Source organism: Thauera aminoaromatica, assembly GCF_000021765.1.
In the GTDB taxonomy this organism is placed as follows: domain Bacteria; phylum Pseudomonadota; class Gammaproteobacteria; order Burkholderiales; family Rhodocyclaceae; genus Thauera; species Thauera aminoaromatica.
In genome coordinates, this window is sequence record NC_011662.2 from 2,809,313 (window position 1) to 2,826,790 (window position 17,478).

At 68.0% G+C, this 17,478-nt stretch carries 16 protein-coding genes; 4 read left to right on the forward strand and 12 right to left on the reverse strand.

Going from position 1 to position 17,478, the window contains the following annotated elements; translation table 11 throughout:
• Positions 1–2 precede the first annotated feature (2 nt).
• On the forward strand, positions 3–1,916 hold the full coding sequence (locus tag TMZ1T_RS12420; protein ID WP_012585573.1) for a nitric oxide reductase activation protein NorD: 1,914 nt from the start codon (positions 3–5) through the stop codon (positions 1,914–1,916).
• A gap of 4 nt (positions 1,917–1,920) precedes the next feature.
• Entirely contained in the window at positions 1,921–2,682 is a 762-nt protein-coding gene (locus tag TMZ1T_RS12425; RefSeq protein ID WP_012585574.1) for a Crp/Fnr family transcriptional regulator, read from the forward strand.
• Between the two features lie 164 nt (positions 2,683–2,846).
• Here TMZ1T_RS12425 and TMZ1T_RS12430 read toward each other — a convergent pair whose 3' ends face one another.
• From TMZ1T_RS12430 to TMZ1T_RS12485, 12 genes are all read right to left on the reverse strand, one after another.
• Entirely contained in the window at positions 2,847–4,034 is a 1,188-nt protein-coding gene (locus TMZ1T_RS12430; protein WP_004301758.1) for an NnrS family protein, read from the reverse strand.
• A gap of 79 nt (positions 4,035–4,113) precedes the next feature.
• Positions 4,114–5,757: a cytochrome D1 domain-containing protein gene (locus TMZ1T_RS12435; RefSeq protein WP_004301755.1), complete on the reverse strand. Its 1,644-nt coding sequence runs from the start codon at positions 5,755–5,757 to the stop codon at positions 4,114–4,116.
• The gene (nirJ, locus tag TMZ1T_RS12440; protein ID WP_004301753.1) at positions 5,754–6,962 is read right to left on the reverse strand and encodes a heme d1 biosynthesis radical SAM protein NirJ; all 1,209 of its coding nucleotides are present in this window, start codon (positions 6,960–6,962) and stop codon (positions 5,754–5,756) included. Before nirJ ends, TMZ1T_RS12435 begins: the two co-directional genes overlap by 4 nt.
• A 113-nt stretch (positions 6,963–7,075) precedes the next feature.
• Positions 7,076–7,576, reverse strand: a complete 501-nt coding sequence (gene ahbB, locus TMZ1T_RS12445) for a siroheme decarboxylase subunit beta (RefSeq protein ID WP_231570786.1) — start codon at positions 7,574–7,576, stop codon at positions 7,076–7,078.
• 68 nt (positions 7,577–7,644) lie between these two features.
• Complete coding sequence (locus TMZ1T_RS12450; RefSeq protein WP_004301749.1) at positions 7,645–8,148, reverse strand: Lrp/AsnC family transcriptional regulator; 504 nt, start codon at positions 8,146–8,148, stop codon at positions 7,645–7,647.
• On the reverse strand, positions 8,141–9,190 hold the full coding sequence (ahbB, locus tag TMZ1T_RS12455) for a siroheme decarboxylase subunit beta (RefSeq protein ID WP_004301747.1): 1,050 nt from the start codon (positions 9,188–9,190) through the stop codon (positions 8,141–8,143). The genes TMZ1T_RS12450 and ahbB (TMZ1T_RS12455) overlap by 8 nt, the downstream gene beginning before the upstream one ends.
• Positions 9,190–10,398, reverse strand: coding sequence for a cytochrome D1 domain-containing protein (locus TMZ1T_RS12460; protein ID WP_012585575.1), 1,209 nt, complete (start codon positions 10,396–10,398; stop codon positions 9,190–9,192). Before TMZ1T_RS12460 ends, ahbB (TMZ1T_RS12455) begins: the two co-directional genes overlap by 1 nt.
• Before the next feature lie 104 nt (positions 10,399–10,502).
• Positions 10,503–10,886, reverse strand: coding sequence for a c-type cytochrome (locus tag TMZ1T_RS12465; RefSeq protein ID WP_040828605.1), 384 nt, complete (start codon positions 10,884–10,886; stop codon positions 10,503–10,505).
• A 182-nt stretch (positions 10,887–11,068) separates the two neighbouring features.
• The gene (locus tag TMZ1T_RS12470; RefSeq protein ID WP_012585576.1) at positions 11,069–11,398 is read right to left on the reverse strand and encodes a cupredoxin domain-containing protein; all 330 of its coding nucleotides are present in this window, start codon (positions 11,396–11,398) and stop codon (positions 11,069–11,071) included.
• Positions 11,399–11,538: 140 nt separating this feature from the next.
• Positions 11,539–12,417: an ethylbenzene dehydrogenase-related protein gene (locus TMZ1T_RS12475; RefSeq protein ID WP_041589663.1), complete on the reverse strand. Its 879-nt coding sequence runs from the start codon at positions 12,415–12,417 to the stop codon at positions 11,539–11,541.
• A gap of 42 nt (positions 12,418–12,459) precedes the next feature.
• Positions 12,460–13,071, reverse strand: a complete 612-nt coding sequence (locus TMZ1T_RS12480) for a NapC/NirT family cytochrome c (RefSeq protein WP_012585578.1) — start codon at positions 13,069–13,071, stop codon at positions 12,460–12,462.
• A gap of 68 nt (positions 13,072–13,139) precedes the next feature.
• Positions 13,140–14,822 (reverse strand): cytochrome D1 domain-containing protein, encoded by a 1,683-nt coding sequence (locus TMZ1T_RS12485; RefSeq protein ID WP_012585579.1) that lies wholly within the window; start codon positions 14,820–14,822, stop codon positions 13,140–13,142.
• Between the two features lie 253 nt (positions 14,823–15,075).
• Between TMZ1T_RS12485 and cobA the strand changes: the two genes are divergently transcribed.
• Together cobA and TMZ1T_RS12495 are read left to right on the forward strand one after the other, a co-directional pair.
• Positions 15,076–15,969, forward strand: coding sequence for a uroporphyrinogen-III C-methyltransferase (gene cobA / locus TMZ1T_RS12490; protein ID WP_004301736.1), 894 nt, complete (start codon positions 15,076–15,078; stop codon positions 15,967–15,969).
• A gap of 52 nt (positions 15,970–16,021) precedes the next feature.
• The gene (locus tag TMZ1T_RS12495; RefSeq protein ID WP_012585580.1) at positions 16,022–17,464 is read left to right on the forward strand and encodes a putative nucleotidyltransferase substrate binding domain-containing protein; all 1,443 of its coding nucleotides are present in this window, start codon (positions 16,022–16,024) and stop codon (positions 17,462–17,464) included.
• Positions 17,465–17,478 lie beyond the last annotated feature (14 nt).

Genomic DNA, 17,478 nt, shown 5'->3' on the forward strand with positions numbered 1-17,478 from the left:
CCATGGAAGAAACCGTAGGCCTGCTCTGGCACCGCCTCATCACCCGCGCCGCCGGCGGACACTTCCCCAAGGCGGCGGTCCGCCTGCGCGACATCGAGAAGACCGCGGGCGTGTTCTTCCGCGCCCTCGGCGGCGACCCCGGCCTGCGCCTGGCGGCCGCCACCACCGACGAGCATGGCGCGCGGCGCAGCCTGCTGCAGCGCATCGCCGGCGCCGACGAACGCGTCGCGCGCGCGCGCATGGACGTGTCCACGCTGCGCCTGCCGCCCGAGCTCGACGTGCTGCCCGAGCGCGGCCTCAACCGCGACCTCTACCTCTGGCTCGCCGCCGTGGCCGCCGCGCCCCCCGCGGAGGATGGCGACGGCCACCCCGCGCTCGGCCCCGTGCCCGACGAGCCGATCGACGAGGCCGCCACCCGCGAGCTGCGCGAGAACCAGGCCGCCACCCTGCGCGCCCTGGCGCGCTGGCCGGGCATCCAGGCACGCTACCGCCGCCTGGTCGACGCGATGATCGCCCAGCGCCCCAGGCTCGACAAGCTGCCGCCCGCCGAGGCCGAACGCGAGAAGCTGATCCGCCTCGCCCTGCACGCCCCCGGCAGCGTCGCCGCCCTGCCCCGCCTGCCCGCCAAGGCGCGCGCCACCCAGCCCGTGCTGCTGTGGCTGAGCGAGTTCCACGCCAGCGCCGCGGGCGGCAGCGGCGGCGCCGGCGCGGGCGGCGAGCTCGGCGAGGCCGGCGCCAGCCGTCCCGGCAAGGACAGCAGCCGCCAGGCCCACCGTGTCGAGCGCCAGGAGAAAATGCCGGAAAAGCACGGCATGATCATCCCCTTCCGCGCCGAGAGCCTGCTGTCGGTGGCGGAGTTCATCAAGGTCCAGCGCAGCACCGACGACGAGCCCGACGACAACGCCGCCGACGCCGCCGCCAACCTCGACCACCTGTCGATCACCCGCGACGGCGAGCGCGTCGCCTCCAAGGTGCGCTTCGACCTCGACCTGCCCTCGGCTGCCGAGGACGACGTCGTGCTCGGCGACGGCATCCCGCTGCCCGAGTGGGACTACCGCAAGAACCTGCTGCTCGAGGACCACGTCCGCCTCGCCGAGCTCACCCCCTCGATCCACGACCCGCGCGCCGCCCCCTGCGCCCTGCCCGAGCACCTGCGCCGCACTGCGCGCCGGCTGCACCGCCAGTTCGCCGCGCTCACTCCGGGCAGACGCTGGCTCAAGGCGCAGGTCGACGGCACCGAGCTCGACCTCGACGCGGTGGTGCGCGCCGCCACCGACCGCGCCACCGGCCACCATCCGTCCGATCAGCTCTACCTCTCGCTCGAGAAGCGCGAGCGCGACCTCGCCTGCCTGGCGCTGGCCGATCTGTCGCTGTCGACCGATTCCTGGGTCTCCTCCGAGGCGCGTGTGATCGACGTCATCCGCGACTCGCTGCTGCTCTTCGGCGAAGCCCTGCTCGCCACCGGCGACAGCTTCGCGCTATGCGGCTTCTCCTCGGTCAAGCGCAGCAACGTGCGCTTCCACCGCCTCAAGGACTTCGACCAGCGCTTCGACGACCGCGCGCGCGGCCGCATCATGGCGATCAAGCCGGGCTACTACACCCGCCTGGGCGCGGCGATCCGCCACGCCACCACGATCCTCGACCGCCAGCGCGCCGCACGCCGCATCCTGCTGATCCTGTCCGACGGCAAACCCAACGACCTCGATCTCTACGACGGCCGCTACGGCATCGAGGACACCCGCGTCGCCGTCGTCGAGGCACGCAACCGCGGTGTGGTGCCGTTCTGCGTTACCATCGACCGCGAAGGCGCAAGCTACCTGCCGCACCTCTTCGGTCCGGCCGGCTACGCGGTGATCCGCCAACCCGACGAGTTGCCCGCACGCCTGCCCATGTTCTATGCCCAGCTCACCCGCTGAAGCCATGCCTCGTAACGCCACCCCGGTCGGGGAAAGACCTGTCCGGATCGATTCCTCCCCCGCCAGCCCGGTCACGGAGATCGACCGCCTGTGCCGGTTGCTCGCGCGCGCGCCGCTTTTCAACGGCCTCGCCTGCGAGGATATCGTCCGCTTCGCGCGTGGTGTGCGCGAGGTACGGGTCGCGCGCGGCGAGATCCTGTTCCATCGCGGCGACCCCTGCCACGGCTTCCACCTCATCCTCGACGGCCAGATCAAGCTCGCCTTCACCTCGGCCGAGGGCAACGAGAAGGTGGTCGACATCCTCTACGCCGGACGCAGCTTCGGCGAGGCGGTGATGTTCATGGAAAAGCCCTACGTCGTGATGGCGCAGGCACTGACCGACGCCACCCTGCTGCACATCGGCAAGCAGATCTTCTTCGAGGAAATGTCGGGCGATCCCTTGTTCTGCCGCAAGATCATCGCCGGCCTGGCCCAGCGACTGCATCTGCTGATGGCCGACGTCGAGAGCTACTCGCTGCGTTCGGGTCGCGACCGCGTGGTGGGCTATCTGCTGCGCGAAGAGGAGCGTGACGGCGACGGGGTGGCCGAAGGCTCGGTGTCGTTGCGCCTGCCCACCAGCAAGGGCACGATCGCCTCGCGGCTCAACCTCACCCAGGAACACTTCTCCCGCATCCTCAGCGAACTCACCAGCGCAGGCCTCATCCAGGTCGAAGGCCGCACCATCCACATCCCCGACATCGGCCGCCTGCGCCGAAGCCTGGGTTGAGGGTCACGCCTTTCAGCGCGTCAAACCCGCACCCACGCTTCCGGAACGTCGCAATCGCGTCTCGCATCGCTCCTGCAGGGCGATCCTTGAGCCGTCGTGAATGTCCGGGCGATGCAAAAGGGGCCCGCAGGCCCCTTTCCTGTTTGTGGGCGCCCCGCAAGCGCTCAACCCTCCTTGCCGTCCACCCGCGCATACCAGAGGTAAGGGGCGTAGCGCCACAGGTAGAGCAGGAAGGCGATCGACCACAGCGTGGCGGCCGCATGCACGCCGCCGAACTGTGCGGCCGGGAAGAAGCCCACGGTCAGCACCCGCACCAGCGCGGCGATCAGCACCAGGGCGTAGGCCGCGGTCTCGATGCGACCGGCGATCAGCATGCGGCCGGTGTGGCCGAGCGCGGTGCGGGTAATCATGCCGATGATCAGGCCGCCGGTCGCGCCGATGGCCAGGGCATGGACTCCGGCCGAGCGCGGCAGCACGCCGAACTGGGTAAGCGCGAGCAGCGCCAGGCCGAGCGGAATCCACAGATAGGCCAGTTGCAGCACCCACAGGATGGGATGGCCGCGCGTCGCCCAAGGGTTCCAGCCGCCTAGCCGCACCGCCTGCAGAACGGCTGCGATCAACGACACCACACCCGCCCAGCCTCCGGCACCCAGCGCCCACAGCAGCAGCGCGATACCGGTGGCGATCGCCGCCGCCCAGTCGACCTTCACGTTGCGCCACTGCTTGACGCCACGTACCGCGTTGAAGATGAACATCGGGATCACGCGGCCGCCGACGATGGTCTCCAGCACCACCACCAGGCCGAGGGCCAGGTGCATGGCGGTCAGCGGATCGGCCTCGATCACGCCGAGCACGGCGAGGTGGAAGAACAGGTTCGCGAGCGCGAGCATCGCGGGCAGCGCACCGACGAAGTAGTTGCGCTTGCTCTTGGCCTTGATCAGCACCTTCAGCAGCATCCCCGCCGCGACCGGAAGGAAGGCCAGATCGACGATGGCCACCCAGGCTCCGCTGCCGAAGGCCATCGCCAGGCGCCCGGCGAGCCACACCGCGGCGAGCACCATGAGCGGCTTGCCCGTCGGGGTGTCGAGCCCGGTCCAGTTGCGCCCTGCGGTGAACAGGAAGCCGATGATCACCGCCACGGCGAAGCCGAAGATCATCTCATGCGAATGCCACCAGATTCCCGGCATGGGCAGGTCGATCGCGCCCGAGTAGGCCACCGCCCAAACCGGCACCGCGATCGCTGCGAACAGTGCGGCGAGCAGGTAGAAGGGACGAAAGGCGAGCGCCCACAGCGAGAAGGTGTCGGGCGGAATGCGTTTGGTGGTGGGTTCGTCGAGGCGGATCAGCGCCATGTTCGGTTCTCTTTTCTGCTGAACGGGTTGAAGGCGGATGAAGCTGCGCACGGCCGCACACCTGCCCGGCCGGGAGGAATCAGTGGCTGGTGCCTTCCTCGCGCGTGATCTTGTTCCATACGTTGTACTTGCCCACAGGCTTTCTCATCGGCAGGCGCTTGACCTCCTCGAGGGTCCGCGCGTCATAGACGATCACCGCGCCATCGTCCTCCCACAGGCTGGCGAGCGCATGGCGGCCATCGCGGGTGAACTCGACGTGGGCGAGCGTCTTGCCCGGCTCACCGGTGATCTCGCGCACCACCTCCAGCGTCTGCTTGTCGATGACCTGCAGGATGTGCTTGGCCTCCGCGCTCATCATCGAATCGACGAACGCATAGCGGCTGCTGGAGTGGCTGCGCAGGAAGAAGCCCGGGCCGCGGGTGGGGATGCGCTTCACCACCTCCCAGGTCTTCATGTCGATCACGGTGACCTCGCCCGCCTTGAGGTTGGTGCTCGCCATCACCGTGCGCGGCCTGGCGCCCGGACCGGCGGCGGGGTCCTGCCATTCCCAGGTGATGCCAGAGCCCAGGTGCGGCATGCCGTCAAGCGGCAGATTGGCGATCTTCTTGCGCACGTCGAGGTTCACCACCTGTCCGACCCCCTCGCGCGAGGCCCCCATCAGCTCGGAATAGTCCTGGGTGAAGAAGAAGTCGTCGAGCACCTCGGCGAGGATGGTGCGGCGCGGGTTGAGGTAACCGGGAATGAAGCTGCCTTCGCGCTGTGTGTAGTCGTGGATGTAGCTGACCGGGATGTCCTCGACCGCCTTGGTGTAGCTGATCTCCCACACCTCGCCGACGTCCTTGAGCGCGGCGATGAAGGACTGGCGCGGCGTGGCGTCGTACACCGCCGACACCCGCGAGCTCTTCTTGCCGTCGCGGTCCATCGCCGGGATGGTCTTGACCAGGTTCAGCTCGCCGTCGAGCAGCACCAGCGTGTTGGGGAGGTAGTTGGCCACCGCGACGTGGGTGCCGTCGGGCGATGCGGCGACGTTGCGGGTGTTGATGCCGGCACGCACCTCGGCCACGACCTTCAGGTTCCACAGGTCGAACTTGGTGATCCAGCCGTCGCGCGAGGCGAAGAACACGTAGCGCCCGTTGGCGGCGAACTTGGGCCCGCCATGCAGCGCGAAGCGCGACTGGAAGCGGTGGATCGGCTCGAGCCTGTCGCCGTCGAGCACGCTGACGTGGTGGTCGCCCGCCTCCACCACCAGGAAGAGGTTGAGCGGGTCGGCGTCGAACACCGGCTTGTCGGAAAGGGTCGCGGTGTCGACATGGACGACGCGCGAGGCGCGGATGTCCTCGTCGGTCCAGCGCGGCTCGGGCACCACCGGGGTGTAGATCCACTCGGTGAGCGCGGCGATCTCGTCCTTGCCCAGCTGCGCGGCGAAGCCGGCCATCTGGGTCGCGGGCCGGCCCTCGGCGATCACCTTGGCAGCCTCGCTCTTGCGCAGGCGGCCCAGGTTGTCGGGCAGCAACGCGGGCCCCATCGCTCCGAGGCGATTGGGCGCATGGCAGGCCGCGCAATGCTGCGCGTAGAGCGCGGGTACGTCGATGGCAGCCGGCGACGCCGCTGCCCCGGACGCGGCCCGAGCGACGGCCTTGTCCGGCGAAGCGGCGGCAGGCAAGACGACCAGTGCACCGGCGAGTGCGAACAGGCCGGTCAGGGTCGAGGCGCGGATCTTCATGCGGAAACCTTGTCGATGCGGGTCCAGGGCGTCGTGACGACGCGCTCGGCGCCGTAGTCTGCCGGATTCACGCCGATCTCCTCGTCGTAGAGGTAGCAGGCCGGGTCCTCCGCCCACGGGTTGCCGGTGACCTGCTCCGCGCGCACGCGCGAGCTGCCGTTGCAGATCTCCAGGTACTTGCACGCGCCGCAGCGCCCCTCCAGCTTGCGCGGATGCTGCTTGAGGCCGGCGAGCAGCGGGTTCGACAGGTCGTTCCAGATCTCGCCGAAGGCGCGCTGGCGCACGTTGCCAAGCGGCACGTGCCACCACATGGTGTCCGGGTGCACGATGCCCAGGTTGTCGATGTTGGCGACGTTCACCCCGCTGGCGTTGCCGCCCCACTGGCGCAGCCTGGCCTCGATGTGGGCGGCCTTGTCGGGGAAGCGGCGCTGCACCCAGTGCAGCAGGAAGGGGCCGTCGGCATCGTTGTTGCCGGTGACGAAGTCCTTGTCGATGCCACGCCGGTGCAGGTCGAGACAGGTCTCGAAAAGCAGCTCCATGGCCTCGCGGGTGGTGCGGTGGCGGGCGTCGCCGGCGCGGTTCTTGTTGCCGCGCCCGGCGTAGTTCAGGTGCGAGAAGTAGAACTTGTCGATGGCCTCGTCCTCGACCAGCTTCAACAGCGCGGGCAGGTCGTGGGCGTTGCCCTCGGTCATCGTGTAGCGCACGCCGACCTTGATGCCGCGCTCGCGGCACAGGCGGATGCCGTGCATCGAGGCCTCGAAGGCGCCCTGCTTGCGGCGGAAGTGGTCGTGCGTGGCGCCGATGCCGTCGAGGCTGACGCCGACGTAGTCGAAGCCGATCTCGTCGATCGCATCAATGTTGGATTCGTCGATCAGGGTGCCGTTGGACGACAGGCCGACGTAGAAGCCCATACCCTTGGCGCGGCGGGCGATGTCGAAGATGTCGGGGCGCAGCAGCGGCTCGCCACCGGACAGGATCAGCACCGGCACGCGTGCGTCCTTGAGGTCGTCCATGACCTTGAAGACTTCCTGTGTGTTCAGCTCGCCGGGGAAATCCTTGTCCGCCGAGATCGAGTAGCAGTGCTCGCAGGTGAGGTTGCAGCGCCGGATCAGGTTCCAGATCACCACCGGACCTGGCGGGTTGCGGCGGGGGCCGGCAGGCGTGGGGTGGTCGAGCTCGCGGATGAATTGGGAGATGCGGAACATGGGAGCCTCCTGAATGCTGGCCATTTCACCCGAGGCGCCCGCGAATGAAAATGATGCGCGTCAAGGGTGCCCGGGGCGGGCGCTCGTGCCGGCCGGAAGAGTCGCTTGCCGGATCAGGCGCCGATGCGCAGGCCCGTCTTTTTCAGGATGCCAGACGAGAACAGCACGTCGCGGTTGCGGCAGGCACCAGGAAACTCCGCCGCGATCAGCGCGGCGATCTCTTCCACGCGCGCGAGCGCGGCCTCGTGGCTGGCGGCGTGCACCATCGCGAACAGGTTGTAGGGCCAGTCGGGCAGATGGCGCGGGCGGCGGTAGCAGTGGGTGACGAAGTCGAGCGCACCGACGCGCTCGCCGACCGCGTCGATCACCGCGGCGTCGATGTCCCACACGCTCATGCCATTGGCGGTGTAGCCGATGGCGTAGTGGTTGGGCACCGCGCCGATGCGGCGAATGCGGCCGTCGGCGAGCATGGCGGCGAGGCGCTCGCGCACGCGGCCCTCGGCCACGCCGAGCGTCTCGGCCAGCGCGGCGTAGGGGCGTGGAACCAGCGGCAGGCCGCCCTGGGTGGCGAGCACGAGGCGGCGGTCGAACTCCGCAAGGGCAGCTTCATCCATGCCGGCACCCGCGGCATCCTGCGCATCCGCCCGCGCGAGGGCTCCGTTCCCGGACATGCCTTGCACCATCAGGCCTCCAGCCTCATCTCGACGAAGTACTCGCGTTCCTTGGGGAACAGATGCACCACCAAGCCGGTAGCGGCCTCGATGCGGCGCGCGCAGTCGGCGATGCCCTCCGGCGTCTCGGTGGCGAGCACGAACCACATGTTGAGCGCGTGCTCGCGGCGGTAGTTGTGCGCGACCTCGGGGAAGGCATTGACCGCCTCCACCGCGCTCGTCCACTGCGCCTCGGGCACCGCGATCGCGGCCAGGCAGAAGGCGCCGCCCATGCGCTCGATCTGGTACATCGGCCCGAAACGGGTCAGCACGCGGTCGTCGAGCAGCGACTGCAGGCGCGCGATCACCTCGTCCTCCGCCAGGCCGAGCAGGACGCCGACCTCGGCAAAGGGGCGCTCGGAGAGCGGGAACTCGCCCTGGATGGCATTGATCAGGCGACGGTCGGTGTCGTCGGGCGCACGCTTCGCGGCCACGCCACGACGGCCGACCGACGCGGCCGGCTGGGCTTCAGACATGGGCGAGATCCTTGGCGTCGAGATAGCGCGCGCCGGTCTGCTTGAAACGCCGGCAACTGAACAGCACCGCGTGCGGATGGCGGTCGAGGCCGAGGCGCGCGGCGAGATCCGCCCGCGCGGCCAGCACCTCCTCGCGCGCGCTGCCGTGGATCATGCAGAACAGGTTGTACGGCCAGCCGGGCAGCACGCGGCGGCGGCGGTAGCACAGCGTGACCGCCGCCTCCTGCGCGAGCCGGCGACCAAGCCCGGAGACCTCGGCGTCGGGGACGTCCCACACGCACATGGCGTTCGCCTCGAGGCCGAGCTCATGGTGGCGCACGACCACGCCGAAGCGGCGGATCAAGCCCTCGTCCACCCAGCGCGCGATGCAGGCGATCACCTCGCCCTCGGTGAGGCCGACGCGCGCCGCCAGCGTGGCGAAGGGCCGCGCCTCAAGCACCAGGCCGCCCTGCAGCGCGCCGATCAGCTTGCGTTCGAGCGCAGGCAACGCGCAGCCGCCGTCGGCGTCGCCCCGTGCGATCGGCTCGTCGCTGCGCGCGTCGGCATGCGGTCGCCGCCCCTCCCCGCCCGCCTTGAGGTCGAAGCCCAGGTCGATGTGGAACTCTTCTTCCAGCGGCAGCACGATGACCGCACAGCCGGTGTCGCGCTCGATGCCGGCGACCACCTCTTCGAGTTGCGCACGCGAGGCCGCGGTGACCACGAACCAGAGGTTGTAGCGATGCTCGCGCTGGTAGTTGTGGTTGATCGCCGGCTCGCGCGTGACGCGCGCGGCGACCTCCTCCAGGCGCTCCGGCGGCGCGGCCAGGGCCGCGAGTGCGCTCGCACCCAGGCGACGCGGGGCGAACACCGCGCCCACCCGGCTCACCAGGCCTTGCGCGCTCAGGTCGCGGTAGGCCGCGATGACGTCTTCCTCGGCGGCGCCCACCGCCTGCGCGATGCGTGCGAAAGGTCGCGGCTCGAGCGGGAAGTCGCGCTGCCACTCGTTGAGCAGGCGGAAGCCGGTGGCGTCGAGCGCCGCGGGCAAGATGGCCTGGCGCGGCATCAGAAGCCCGTGCGCGCGGCGCGCGTGGTGAAGAAGATGCCGCTCGGGCTCGCCGACTCGAAGCCGCCGATCGGCTGCTTGCTGGCGGTGTCGTAGATCACGACCTTGTTGTCGTCGCGCGCCGACAGCCAGATCTCGTGGCCCTTGGAGAGGAACTCCATGTGCAGGATGCCGCGGCCCGGCTGCAGGGTGTCGGTGACCTTGCCGGAGACGGTGTCGATGACCTGCACCCAGCCGTTGTCGGGGAAGGCGAAGTTCACCCAGATCTCGCGCCCGTCGGGGCGCGCCATGGCGAACACCGGCTGGCTCTTCACCTGGATGCGATCGACCTCCTGCCAGGTGGCGGTGTCGACCACCAGCACCTCGTGGCGACCGATGGCGGGCAGGTAGGCCCGATTGCCGGCGATCGACCAGCCGCGCAGGTGGGGCATCTTGAACACCGGCAGGGGCTGCTCGCCACGACCGTAGCCGGAGAGGATCTTGCGGCTGCCCTTGTCGAGGTTCCACAGGTCGATCAGGGCAAGGCCGTCCTCGCCGAACAGGCCGGCGATGTAGTACCGGCCATCGGGCGTGACCAGTGCATCGTAGGGCTGCTTGCCGCCGGCAAAACGCCGGGTCAGCGGATTCTTCGGGTCGGAGAAGTCGGTGATGCGAATCTCGCCCGCCTCGAACAGCGAATAGATGAAGCGCTTGCCCGAGAGGTCGGCGAGGCCCACCACCTTGGAGCGGGTGCCGTCGTCCGTGGTCGCAGGCACATCGGCGACGAGCTCGAGCGTGTTGGCGTCGAAGGCCTTGATGCCGCCCGGTTCGTAGTTCTGCACCACCACCAGGCTGCCGTCGTGCGAGATCGAGCCGCCGATCGCATTGCCCGCCTGGACCTTGCGGCCGACGATCCGGCGCGCCAGCAGATCGACCTTGGTCAGCCCGCCGTCGCGCCCGAACACGAAGGCGTAGCGGCCATCGCGCGAGAAAACCACCGAGGCGTGGGAGAGATCGCCCAGGCCATCCACGGTGGCCAGCACGCTGCGGCCAGTGGTCTCGATCACCTTGACCTTGCCGTCGGCACGCTCGATCACCACGCCGAGGTCGCCGGTGCCGCGCACGGCGACCGGCGGCACGCTCGAACAGGCCGACAGCAGCACGACCATGGCGGAGAGGACCACGCCCCATAGGGCGGGCGGTGCGAGACGAACTTCACGGCAAGACATGGGAGCTCCGGGAACTTGGGGTGGCGGAGGGCCACCGGGAAGACTGCCGTCCGCACTCGCCAACAGGGGCGTGGCACGGGGGCCGTACGACGGACGGCGATGGTTCAGTTGCGCGCGGGGGCCTGCGGCAGGCCGGCATCGGCGGGAAAACCGCGCATCAGCCAATACACGATCCACTCCGCCTCGGCTTCGGAGAGGATGGACTGGAAAGGCGGCATCGGCGTCCCCGGACGGCCACCGACGATGGTGGCCACAAGGCCCTCGGCCGGCTTGTCGGCAAGCGCCTCGGCGGTCAGTGCGGGGCCGAGCCCGCCCTTGAAGGTCAGGCCATGACAGGAACCGCAATCCTGGCGGACGATGTGGACCAGTTCGCGCGCACGCGCCGGAGCGGGCTCGACCGGGACGTGCCCGGAGGCTGCGGCATAAGCGGAGACGAGCGCTGCGCCGAGGAAGACGACGGCGTGGGCGAGGAGTGGCGGAATCTTCATGCTGGCATCCGACGGTAAGGCATCGGTGAAGAGCATGGGGCCTCGACCGGGTCGAAACCTTGACTCGCATCAACCTCGAAGGGCGAGGGGTCTCCGCCGCACCCGCTGCATCCGCTCACGCACCCTTTCCACCTCGACCGCCAGGGCCCACGAGCGAAATCCGTCGGCGAGCCACGCGCGGATCATTCGGCGACGATCACCACGCCGAGCATTTCCGGATGCGGTCCGCAGCGGTACTCGAAGCGCCCGGCCTCCGGGAAGGCGCGCGACCACTTCTCGCCGGGAAAAAAGCGCTCCGACTCCTCGTTACGGCCGATCAGCAGCACCGAATGACTCACCCGCTTTTCGTTATTTACCCAGGTCACGGTGTCGCCACGCTTGATGCGCAACTCCATCGGCGAAAAGGCGTATTTCTCCACCACGACCTGATGTTCGGCGGCTTGCGCCGGAACGGCCGCGGAAAGCCCGATTGCGACCGCGAACAGACTTGCCGGAACGAGTCTGGCGTTCATGGAAATCTCCCGTTTCATGCCCACGCGACCACGCAGTCGCGATGGATCCACCGCAAAGGACAACGGCGGAAGCCCCGGGTTCGCCGGATGCTTCCGCCGTATCGAACACCGCCCAGGAGCACGGGCGGGGTCGGACCGGATTACTGCTTGGCCGCCTTGATGTGGCCGTCGGTGTCGAGGCCGAGCTTGTAGCCGAGCGAAACGTGGTGGAAACGACCGGCCGCGTTGTCGTCGTGGATCGCGAAGCCGAAGTTGTAGGCCTTGCCCGACTCGAGCTTCACGTCACCGTCACCCGCAGCGAGCTTGCGGGTGAACACCACCGACCAGTTGTCGCCGTCCTTCTTGCCTTCGGCGCTGACCAGGGCGTTGCCGCCCTCCATCACGCGCTTGTCGGCGACGTAGCCGTTGTAGCCCTTGTTCTCGCCGCTGCGCCACTGGTAGAGGTCGTAGAACTTGCCCTCGGCAACCGAGCCGCCCTTGACGTACTTGGTCTTGGCATCGTCCGCACCCGGCATGGTGCGCGAATCGGTATGGCAGGTCGCCCAGCAGCCCGCTTGATCGGCGAGTTCGACCTTGCCGCCCGACTCGAGCATGAACGCGATCTTGACCGGGTTCTTGTCGTCCATCTTGGCGGCGCCCGAGGCGGCCGGCTGCTTCCAGGAGAAGCGGATGTAGAGGTTCTCGCCGTCGTGCGCAGCCTGCACCTTCACCGGAATGAAGGCGGCCTTGCCGGGGATCGGGCTAGGCTCGATCTTCTGGCCGCTGGCCATCTTCTTGCCCATGTCGCCCGCCTCGTCGCTGTGGCAGTCGGCACAGGTCTCGCCCTTCTTGAGCGCACGCGCCCCCCCGTGCTCGGTGCCCTTCTGGATCCACTCCAGCGGCGACACGCCGGGGTAGAAGGCGGTGATGTCCTTGCCCTCGACCTTGCCCCAGTCGGGCGCAGCGGCCATCGCGGTACCGGCACCGAATGCCAGGAACGCGCCCACGGCGCCAGCAATCATGGTTTTCTTCATCGTCATTTCCTCACTGTGCTTGGGTTGGGCTTCGATGCAGGACGAGCCTTACATCTCGTCTTCCTCGGTCATGCCTGCCGGCTTGTTATGGGAGATTCCCTTGTGGCAGTCGATGCACGTCATCTTGTCTTCCTTGGCCATCTCGTGCTGCTTGCGTGCGCGCTGCTTCTGGACCTCGGCGTTCATGCTGTCCAGACTATGGCAGTTACGGCATTCAATCGAGTCAACCGCCTTCATCCGCTTCCACTCGTTGCGCGCCAGCTCCAGGCGCTTGGCTTCGAACTTCTCGCGCGTATCGATGGTGCCGACCAGCTTGCCCCACAGCTCCTTGGACGCCTGAACCTTGCGGATCATCTTGTGCGTCCACTGCTTCGGGACGTGGCAGTCCGGGCAGGTGGCGCGTACGCCCGTGCGGTTGCTGTAGTGAATCGTCTGCTTGTACTCCTGGTACACGTTGTCGTACATCTCGTGGCAGGAAATGCAGAACTTCTCGGTGTTCGTGGCTTCCATCGCGGTGTTGAAGCCGCCCCAGAACAGCACGCCCACCACGAATCCGACAGCCAACAGGCCGCCCAGCGACTTAGCGGAAGGACGGCGCAGGCGTGCCCACAGGCCGCCCGGATTTTCTTGTTTGGAGTTGTCGCTGTTTCGATCAGACATGGAACTCTTCCCCTCGATCCCCCGCGCCGGAGGCGCGGGGGTTTTTCAGAGCTTGACCGGAAGATCGATCAATAAACGTCGTGCATCGTGTTGTACACGTTGAACTTGCCGGTCGGCGTGACGATCGCCGGGTCCGTGATCACCTTCTTGACCTTCAGGGTCTTGTCGTCGTAGATCACGATCGCGGACTGGTCGGTCTTGCCGCCCCACAGCGAGATCCACACTTCGTCGCCAGCCTCGTTGTACTCCGGCTGCACGGCGCGGCGGATGGCCTTGCTCTCGGGCAGGCCCGAGTCCTTGGCGACGTTGAGCGCGACCGGCGCCTTCGACAGATCGTTCATGTCGAACACGTACACCGACTCGGCCACTTCACGCTCCGGGTTCATCGGCGCATCGGCCCAGAAGTGCTTCGACTTCGGGTGCGTCTTGACGAACAGGTTGCCGGCGCCCGGCATCTTCAGCTGTTCGACGACCTTCCAGTTGTGCTCCTTGTACTTGGCGAACTTGGGATCGTCGGAAGCGGTCGAGATCAGCGAGACCACGGCATCGCCGAGGTGACCCGTCGACCACACCGGACCGAACTTCGGATGGACGAAGTTGGCGCCACGCCCCGGGTGCGGGATCTTGGCGGTATCGACCAGCGCAGCCAGCTTGCCTTCCTTGGTGTCGACCGCGGCGACCTTGTTGGACGCGTTGGCGGCGACCATGAAATAGCGCTTCGACATGTCCCAGCCGCCATCGTGCAGGAACTTGGCGGACTCGATCGCGATGCTCTTCAGGTTCTTGATGTCGGAGTAATCGACCAGCAGGATCTGGCCGGTTTCCTTGACGTTGACCACCCACTCCGGCTTCGTCATCGAGGCCACGATGGAGGCCACGCGCGGCTCGGGGTGATAGTCGCCATCGACGGTGTTGCCACGGGTCGACACGATCTTCATCGGCTCGAGCGTCTCGCCGTCCATGATCGAGTACTGGGGCGGCCAGTAGGTGCCACCGATCAGGTACTTGTCCTCGTAGCCCTTGAACTTGGAGGTATCGACCGAACGGGCATCCGAACCCAGGCGCACGGTGGCGACCGTGGTGGGCTCTTCGTAGAACATGTCGATGATGGTGGTCAGGCCGTCACGACCGACGGTGTAGACGTAGCGGCCCGAAGCCGACAGGCGGGAGATGTGCACCGCGTAGCCGGTATCGAGGATCTTCCAGATCTTGTGGGTGTCGCCGTCGACCAGCGCGAGCTTGCCCGCGTCGCGCAGCGTGATCGCGAACACGTTCTTCAGGTTGACCTTGTTCATCTGCTTGGTCGGACGGTCCTTGACGGGGACCAGCAGCTTCCAGCTGTCCTTCATGTCCTTGAGCGAGAACTCGGGCGGGATCGGAGGCGTGTTCTGGATGTAACGCGCCATCAGGTTGATCTCTTCCTTGGTCAGGATGTCATCGTAGTTGACCATGCCGCCTTCGGTGCCGTACGAGATGATCTTCTCGAGGCGCTCGGTGCCGAGCTTGAGGGTGCCGCCCTCCAGCTTGGTGCCGTCCGGAGCGGTCTTGGTCCAGTGCGGCTCGAGGTTCTTGCCGGTGGCGCCCTTGCGCAGCACGCCGTGGCAACCTGCGCAGCGCTCGAAGTAGATCTGCTTGCCTTTTTCCATCTCCTCGGCGGTCAGCTTGGGCGCTTCCTGGGCCCAGGCGCTGCTCATCGCGAGGGACAGCACCCCCATGGCAAACGCCGATCCGATCAAACCTTTCTTTTGCATAGCCCTCTCCTTACACGACACGGGATGTGAAACAACATTGCGACGGCAGTATGGTTTTTCCGGGGCAGGCCCATCCTTGATGTGAATTAATTTTCCACACCAGCGCCGAGGATAAAGTTCGGGGACGCCGGAACGACGTCGCCATGCGCACGCCCGCGGATTTCGCGGTGTCCTGGACAAGCGTTTTCCGGCCCCTGGCGGAACCGATTTTTCGCCGCAACGGATTTCCCGAGACCGTGCTGGAGCCCACATCATGCAGGCAGGAACCTTTCGATCGGATGCTTCGCCGGCCGGCGCGGCCAAGCCGCGCTCCCTTCGCGCCAGTCGCGCCGCCCTGCCGCCCCGCGGCACGCCCGAGGGCATCGGCGAGCGGCCGCGATCCACGCGTGCGCAGGGACATGGCAAGGTCCATCTGGTAGGCGCCGGCCCGGGCGACCCCGACCTTCTCACCGTGAAGGCGCTGCGCCTGATCACCGGCGCCGAAGTGGTCGTCTACGACCATCTCGTCGGCGAGGCGGTGGTGGCGCTGATCCCGCCCGCCGCGCGTCGCCTGTACGCGGGCAAGGAAGCCGGCAACCACGCCCTCGCCCAGCACGAGATCAACCGCCTGCTCGTCGAACTCGCACGCGAAGGGCACGACGTGGTGCGACTCAAGGGCGGCGATCCCTTCATCTTCGGGCGCGGCGGCGAAGAGATGCAGGCCCTGCTCGAGGCCGGCGTCGAGTGCGAGATCGTGCCCGGCATCACCGCCGCGGCGGGCGCGGCCTCGGCCACCGGAATCCCGCTCACCCACCGCGAGCACGCGCAGACCCTGGTGTTCGCCACCGGCCACCTCAAGGACGACACCGTCGACCTCGACTGGGCGGCGCTCGCCCGCCCGCGCCAGACCGTGGTGGTCTACATGGGCCTCGGCGCGCTCGAGATCATCTGTACGCAGATGATCTCCCACGGACTGGCGGCGGACACGCCGGCGGCGGTGATCCACGCCGCCACCACACCGCGGCAGTGCGGCGTGCATGCCACGCTCGCGACCCTGCCCGGGGCAGTGCGCGCGGCCGGCATCCGCGCGCCGGCGCTGATCATGATCGGCGAGGTGGTCGCACTCGACCCCGGCGCGCTGCTCGCAGCCGCGGCGACGGCGGGCTGAAACGGCCGCGCCCGGGTAAAATGGCGAATTCGACGCACCCCGGGGAGCAGCCATGGCAGGAGAAAACGAGTTCTTTCGTCCGATCCGGGAGATCGAGCAGCGCCGCGTGGTGAGCTGCAGCGCCGACGACGCGCTGGTCGATATCGTCGGCCGCATGCGCGAGATGAGCATCTCCTGCGTGGTCGTCGTCGACGGCGCGCACCCGACGGCGATCCTGACCGACCGCGACCTGCGCAACAAGGTGATCGCCGCTGGGCGCGACCCGGCGGGGCTCCGGGTGCGCGACGTGATGAGCGCGCCGGTGATCACCATCGGCGAGGACGACGTGCTCTACGAGGCGCTCTACCGCATGTCGCGCCACGGCATCCACCGCCTCGTCGTGGTCGACCGCAAGGGCGCACTCGCCGGCATCGTCACCGTCACCGACCTGCTGCGCCTGCAGGCGCACTCGCCCCACCAGCTCGTGCTCGACATCGAGAAGGCCGAATCGATCGACGCCCTGCGCGAGCTGCATCAGCGCATCCAGCAGCTGATCGTGCATCTCGCCGGCACCGGCATCGCAATCCGCGACACGGTGAAGCTGATCGCCAACCTCAACGACCAGGTCCTGATCCGCCTGATCGACCTGCTGCGCCGCGATCGCTACCCCGATCTCACCACCGACTTCGCCTTCGTGGTGATGGGCAGCGAAGGGCGCGGCGAACAGACGCTATCGACCGACCAGGACAACGCCATCCTTTACGCCGACTCGGTGCAGGGCGAGGCGCTGGCGCGGCTCGAAGCCTTCTCCAACGAACTCATCGACGCCCTGATCTCGATCGGCGTGCCACCCTGCCCCGGCGGCATCATGGCGCGCAACCCCGCCTGGCGGCGCAGTCTGACGGCCTGGAAGCGCGAGCTCACGCAGTGGCTATCGACGCCGACGCCCGACAACGTGATGACCGGCAGCATGTTCATGGACCTGCGCCCGCTCTACGGTCGGCGGGAGCTCGCCGACACCCTGCGCGAACACGCGCTGCACTACATGAGCCACGAGCAGGGCTTCCTCGTGCGGATGGCGCAGAACATGGTCAACTTCGCCCCGCCGCTGGGCTGGTTCGGCCGCATCAAGGTGGAAAAATCCGGCGAGCGCCGCGGCGAGGTCGACCTCAAGAAGGCCGGCATCTTCGCCATCACCGACGGCATCAAGGCGCTGGCGATGGAGGCGCGCCGGCTCGACGGCAGCACCCACGACCGCATGGAGGCGCTGGTCGAGGCCGGCGTGCTCAAGGCCGAACAGGTCGCCGACCTGCGCGCGGCCTTCGACTTCCTGGTGCGGATGCGCCTGCGCGGCCAGGTCGAGGCCTTGCGCGGCGGGCGCACGCCGGGCAACTACATCGCGCTCGACCAGTTGAACGCGATGCAGCAGGGCGAGCTGCGCCTCGCCCTGGAGGGCGTCGCCAGCTTCCAGGCCTTCATCCAGCAGCACTTCAAGCTGCAGCTGCTGCGCAACTGAGCGCGGCCGAGCCA

Coding starts and splice junctions, on each gene's coding strand:
- TMZ1T_RS12420 (WP_012585573.1), top strand. CDS start 3: ATGGAAGAAACCGTAGGCCTGCTCTGGCACCGCCTCATCACCCGCGCC.
- TMZ1T_RS12485 (WP_012585579.1), bottom strand. CDS start 14,822: ATGCAAAAGAAAGGTTTGATCGGATCGGCGTTTGCCATGGGGGTGCTG.
- TMZ1T_RS12495 (WP_012585580.1), top strand. CDS start 16,022: ATGGCAGGAGAAAACGAGTTCTTTCGTCCGATCCGGGAGATCGAGCAG.
- TMZ1T_RS12450 (WP_004301749.1), bottom strand. CDS start 8,148: ATGTCTGAAGCCCAGCCGGCCGCGTCGGTCGGCCGTCGTGGCGTGGCC.
- cobA (WP_004301736.1), top strand. CDS start 15,076: ATGCAGGCAGGAACCTTTCGATCGGATGCTTCGCCGGCCGGCGCGGCC.
- TMZ1T_RS12460 (WP_012585575.1), bottom strand. CDS start 10,398: ATGTCTTGCCGTGAAGTTCGTCTCGCACCGCCCGCCCTATGGGGCGTG.
- TMZ1T_RS12435 (WP_004301755.1), bottom strand. CDS start 5,757: ATGAAGATCCGCGCCTCGACCCTGACCGGCCTGTTCGCACTCGCCGGT.
- TMZ1T_RS12465 (WP_040828605.1), bottom strand. CDS start 10,886: ATGAAGATTCCGCCACTCCTCGCCCACGCCGTCGTCTTCCTCGGCGCA.
- TMZ1T_RS12475 (WP_041589663.1), bottom strand. CDS start 12,417: ATGACGATGAAGAAAACCATGATTGCTGGCGCCGTGGGCGCGTTCCTG.
- ahbB (WP_004301747.1), bottom strand. CDS start 9,190: ATGCCGCGCCAGGCCATCTTGCCCGCGGCGCTCGACGCCACCGGCTTC.
- TMZ1T_RS12470 (WP_012585576.1), bottom strand. CDS start 11,398: ATGAACGCCAGACTCGTTCCGGCAAGTCTGTTCGCGGTCGCAATCGGG.
- TMZ1T_RS12480 (WP_012585578.1), bottom strand. CDS start 13,071: ATGTCTGATCGAAACAGCGACAACTCCAAACAAGAAAATCCGGGCGGC.
- TMZ1T_RS12430 (WP_004301758.1), bottom strand. CDS start 4,034: ATGGCGCTGATCCGCCTCGACGAACCCACCACCAAACGCATTCCGCCC.
- ahbB (WP_231570786.1), bottom strand. CDS start 7,576: ATGGATGAAGCTGCCCTTGCGGAGTTCGACCGCCGCCTCGTGCTCGCC.
- TMZ1T_RS12425 (WP_012585574.1), top strand. CDS start 1,921: ATGCCTCGTAACGCCACCCCGGTCGGGGAAAGACCTGTCCGGATCGAT.
- nirJ (WP_004301753.1), bottom strand. CDS start 6,962: ATGTTCCGCATCTCCCAATTCATCCGCGAGCTCGACCACCCCACGCCT.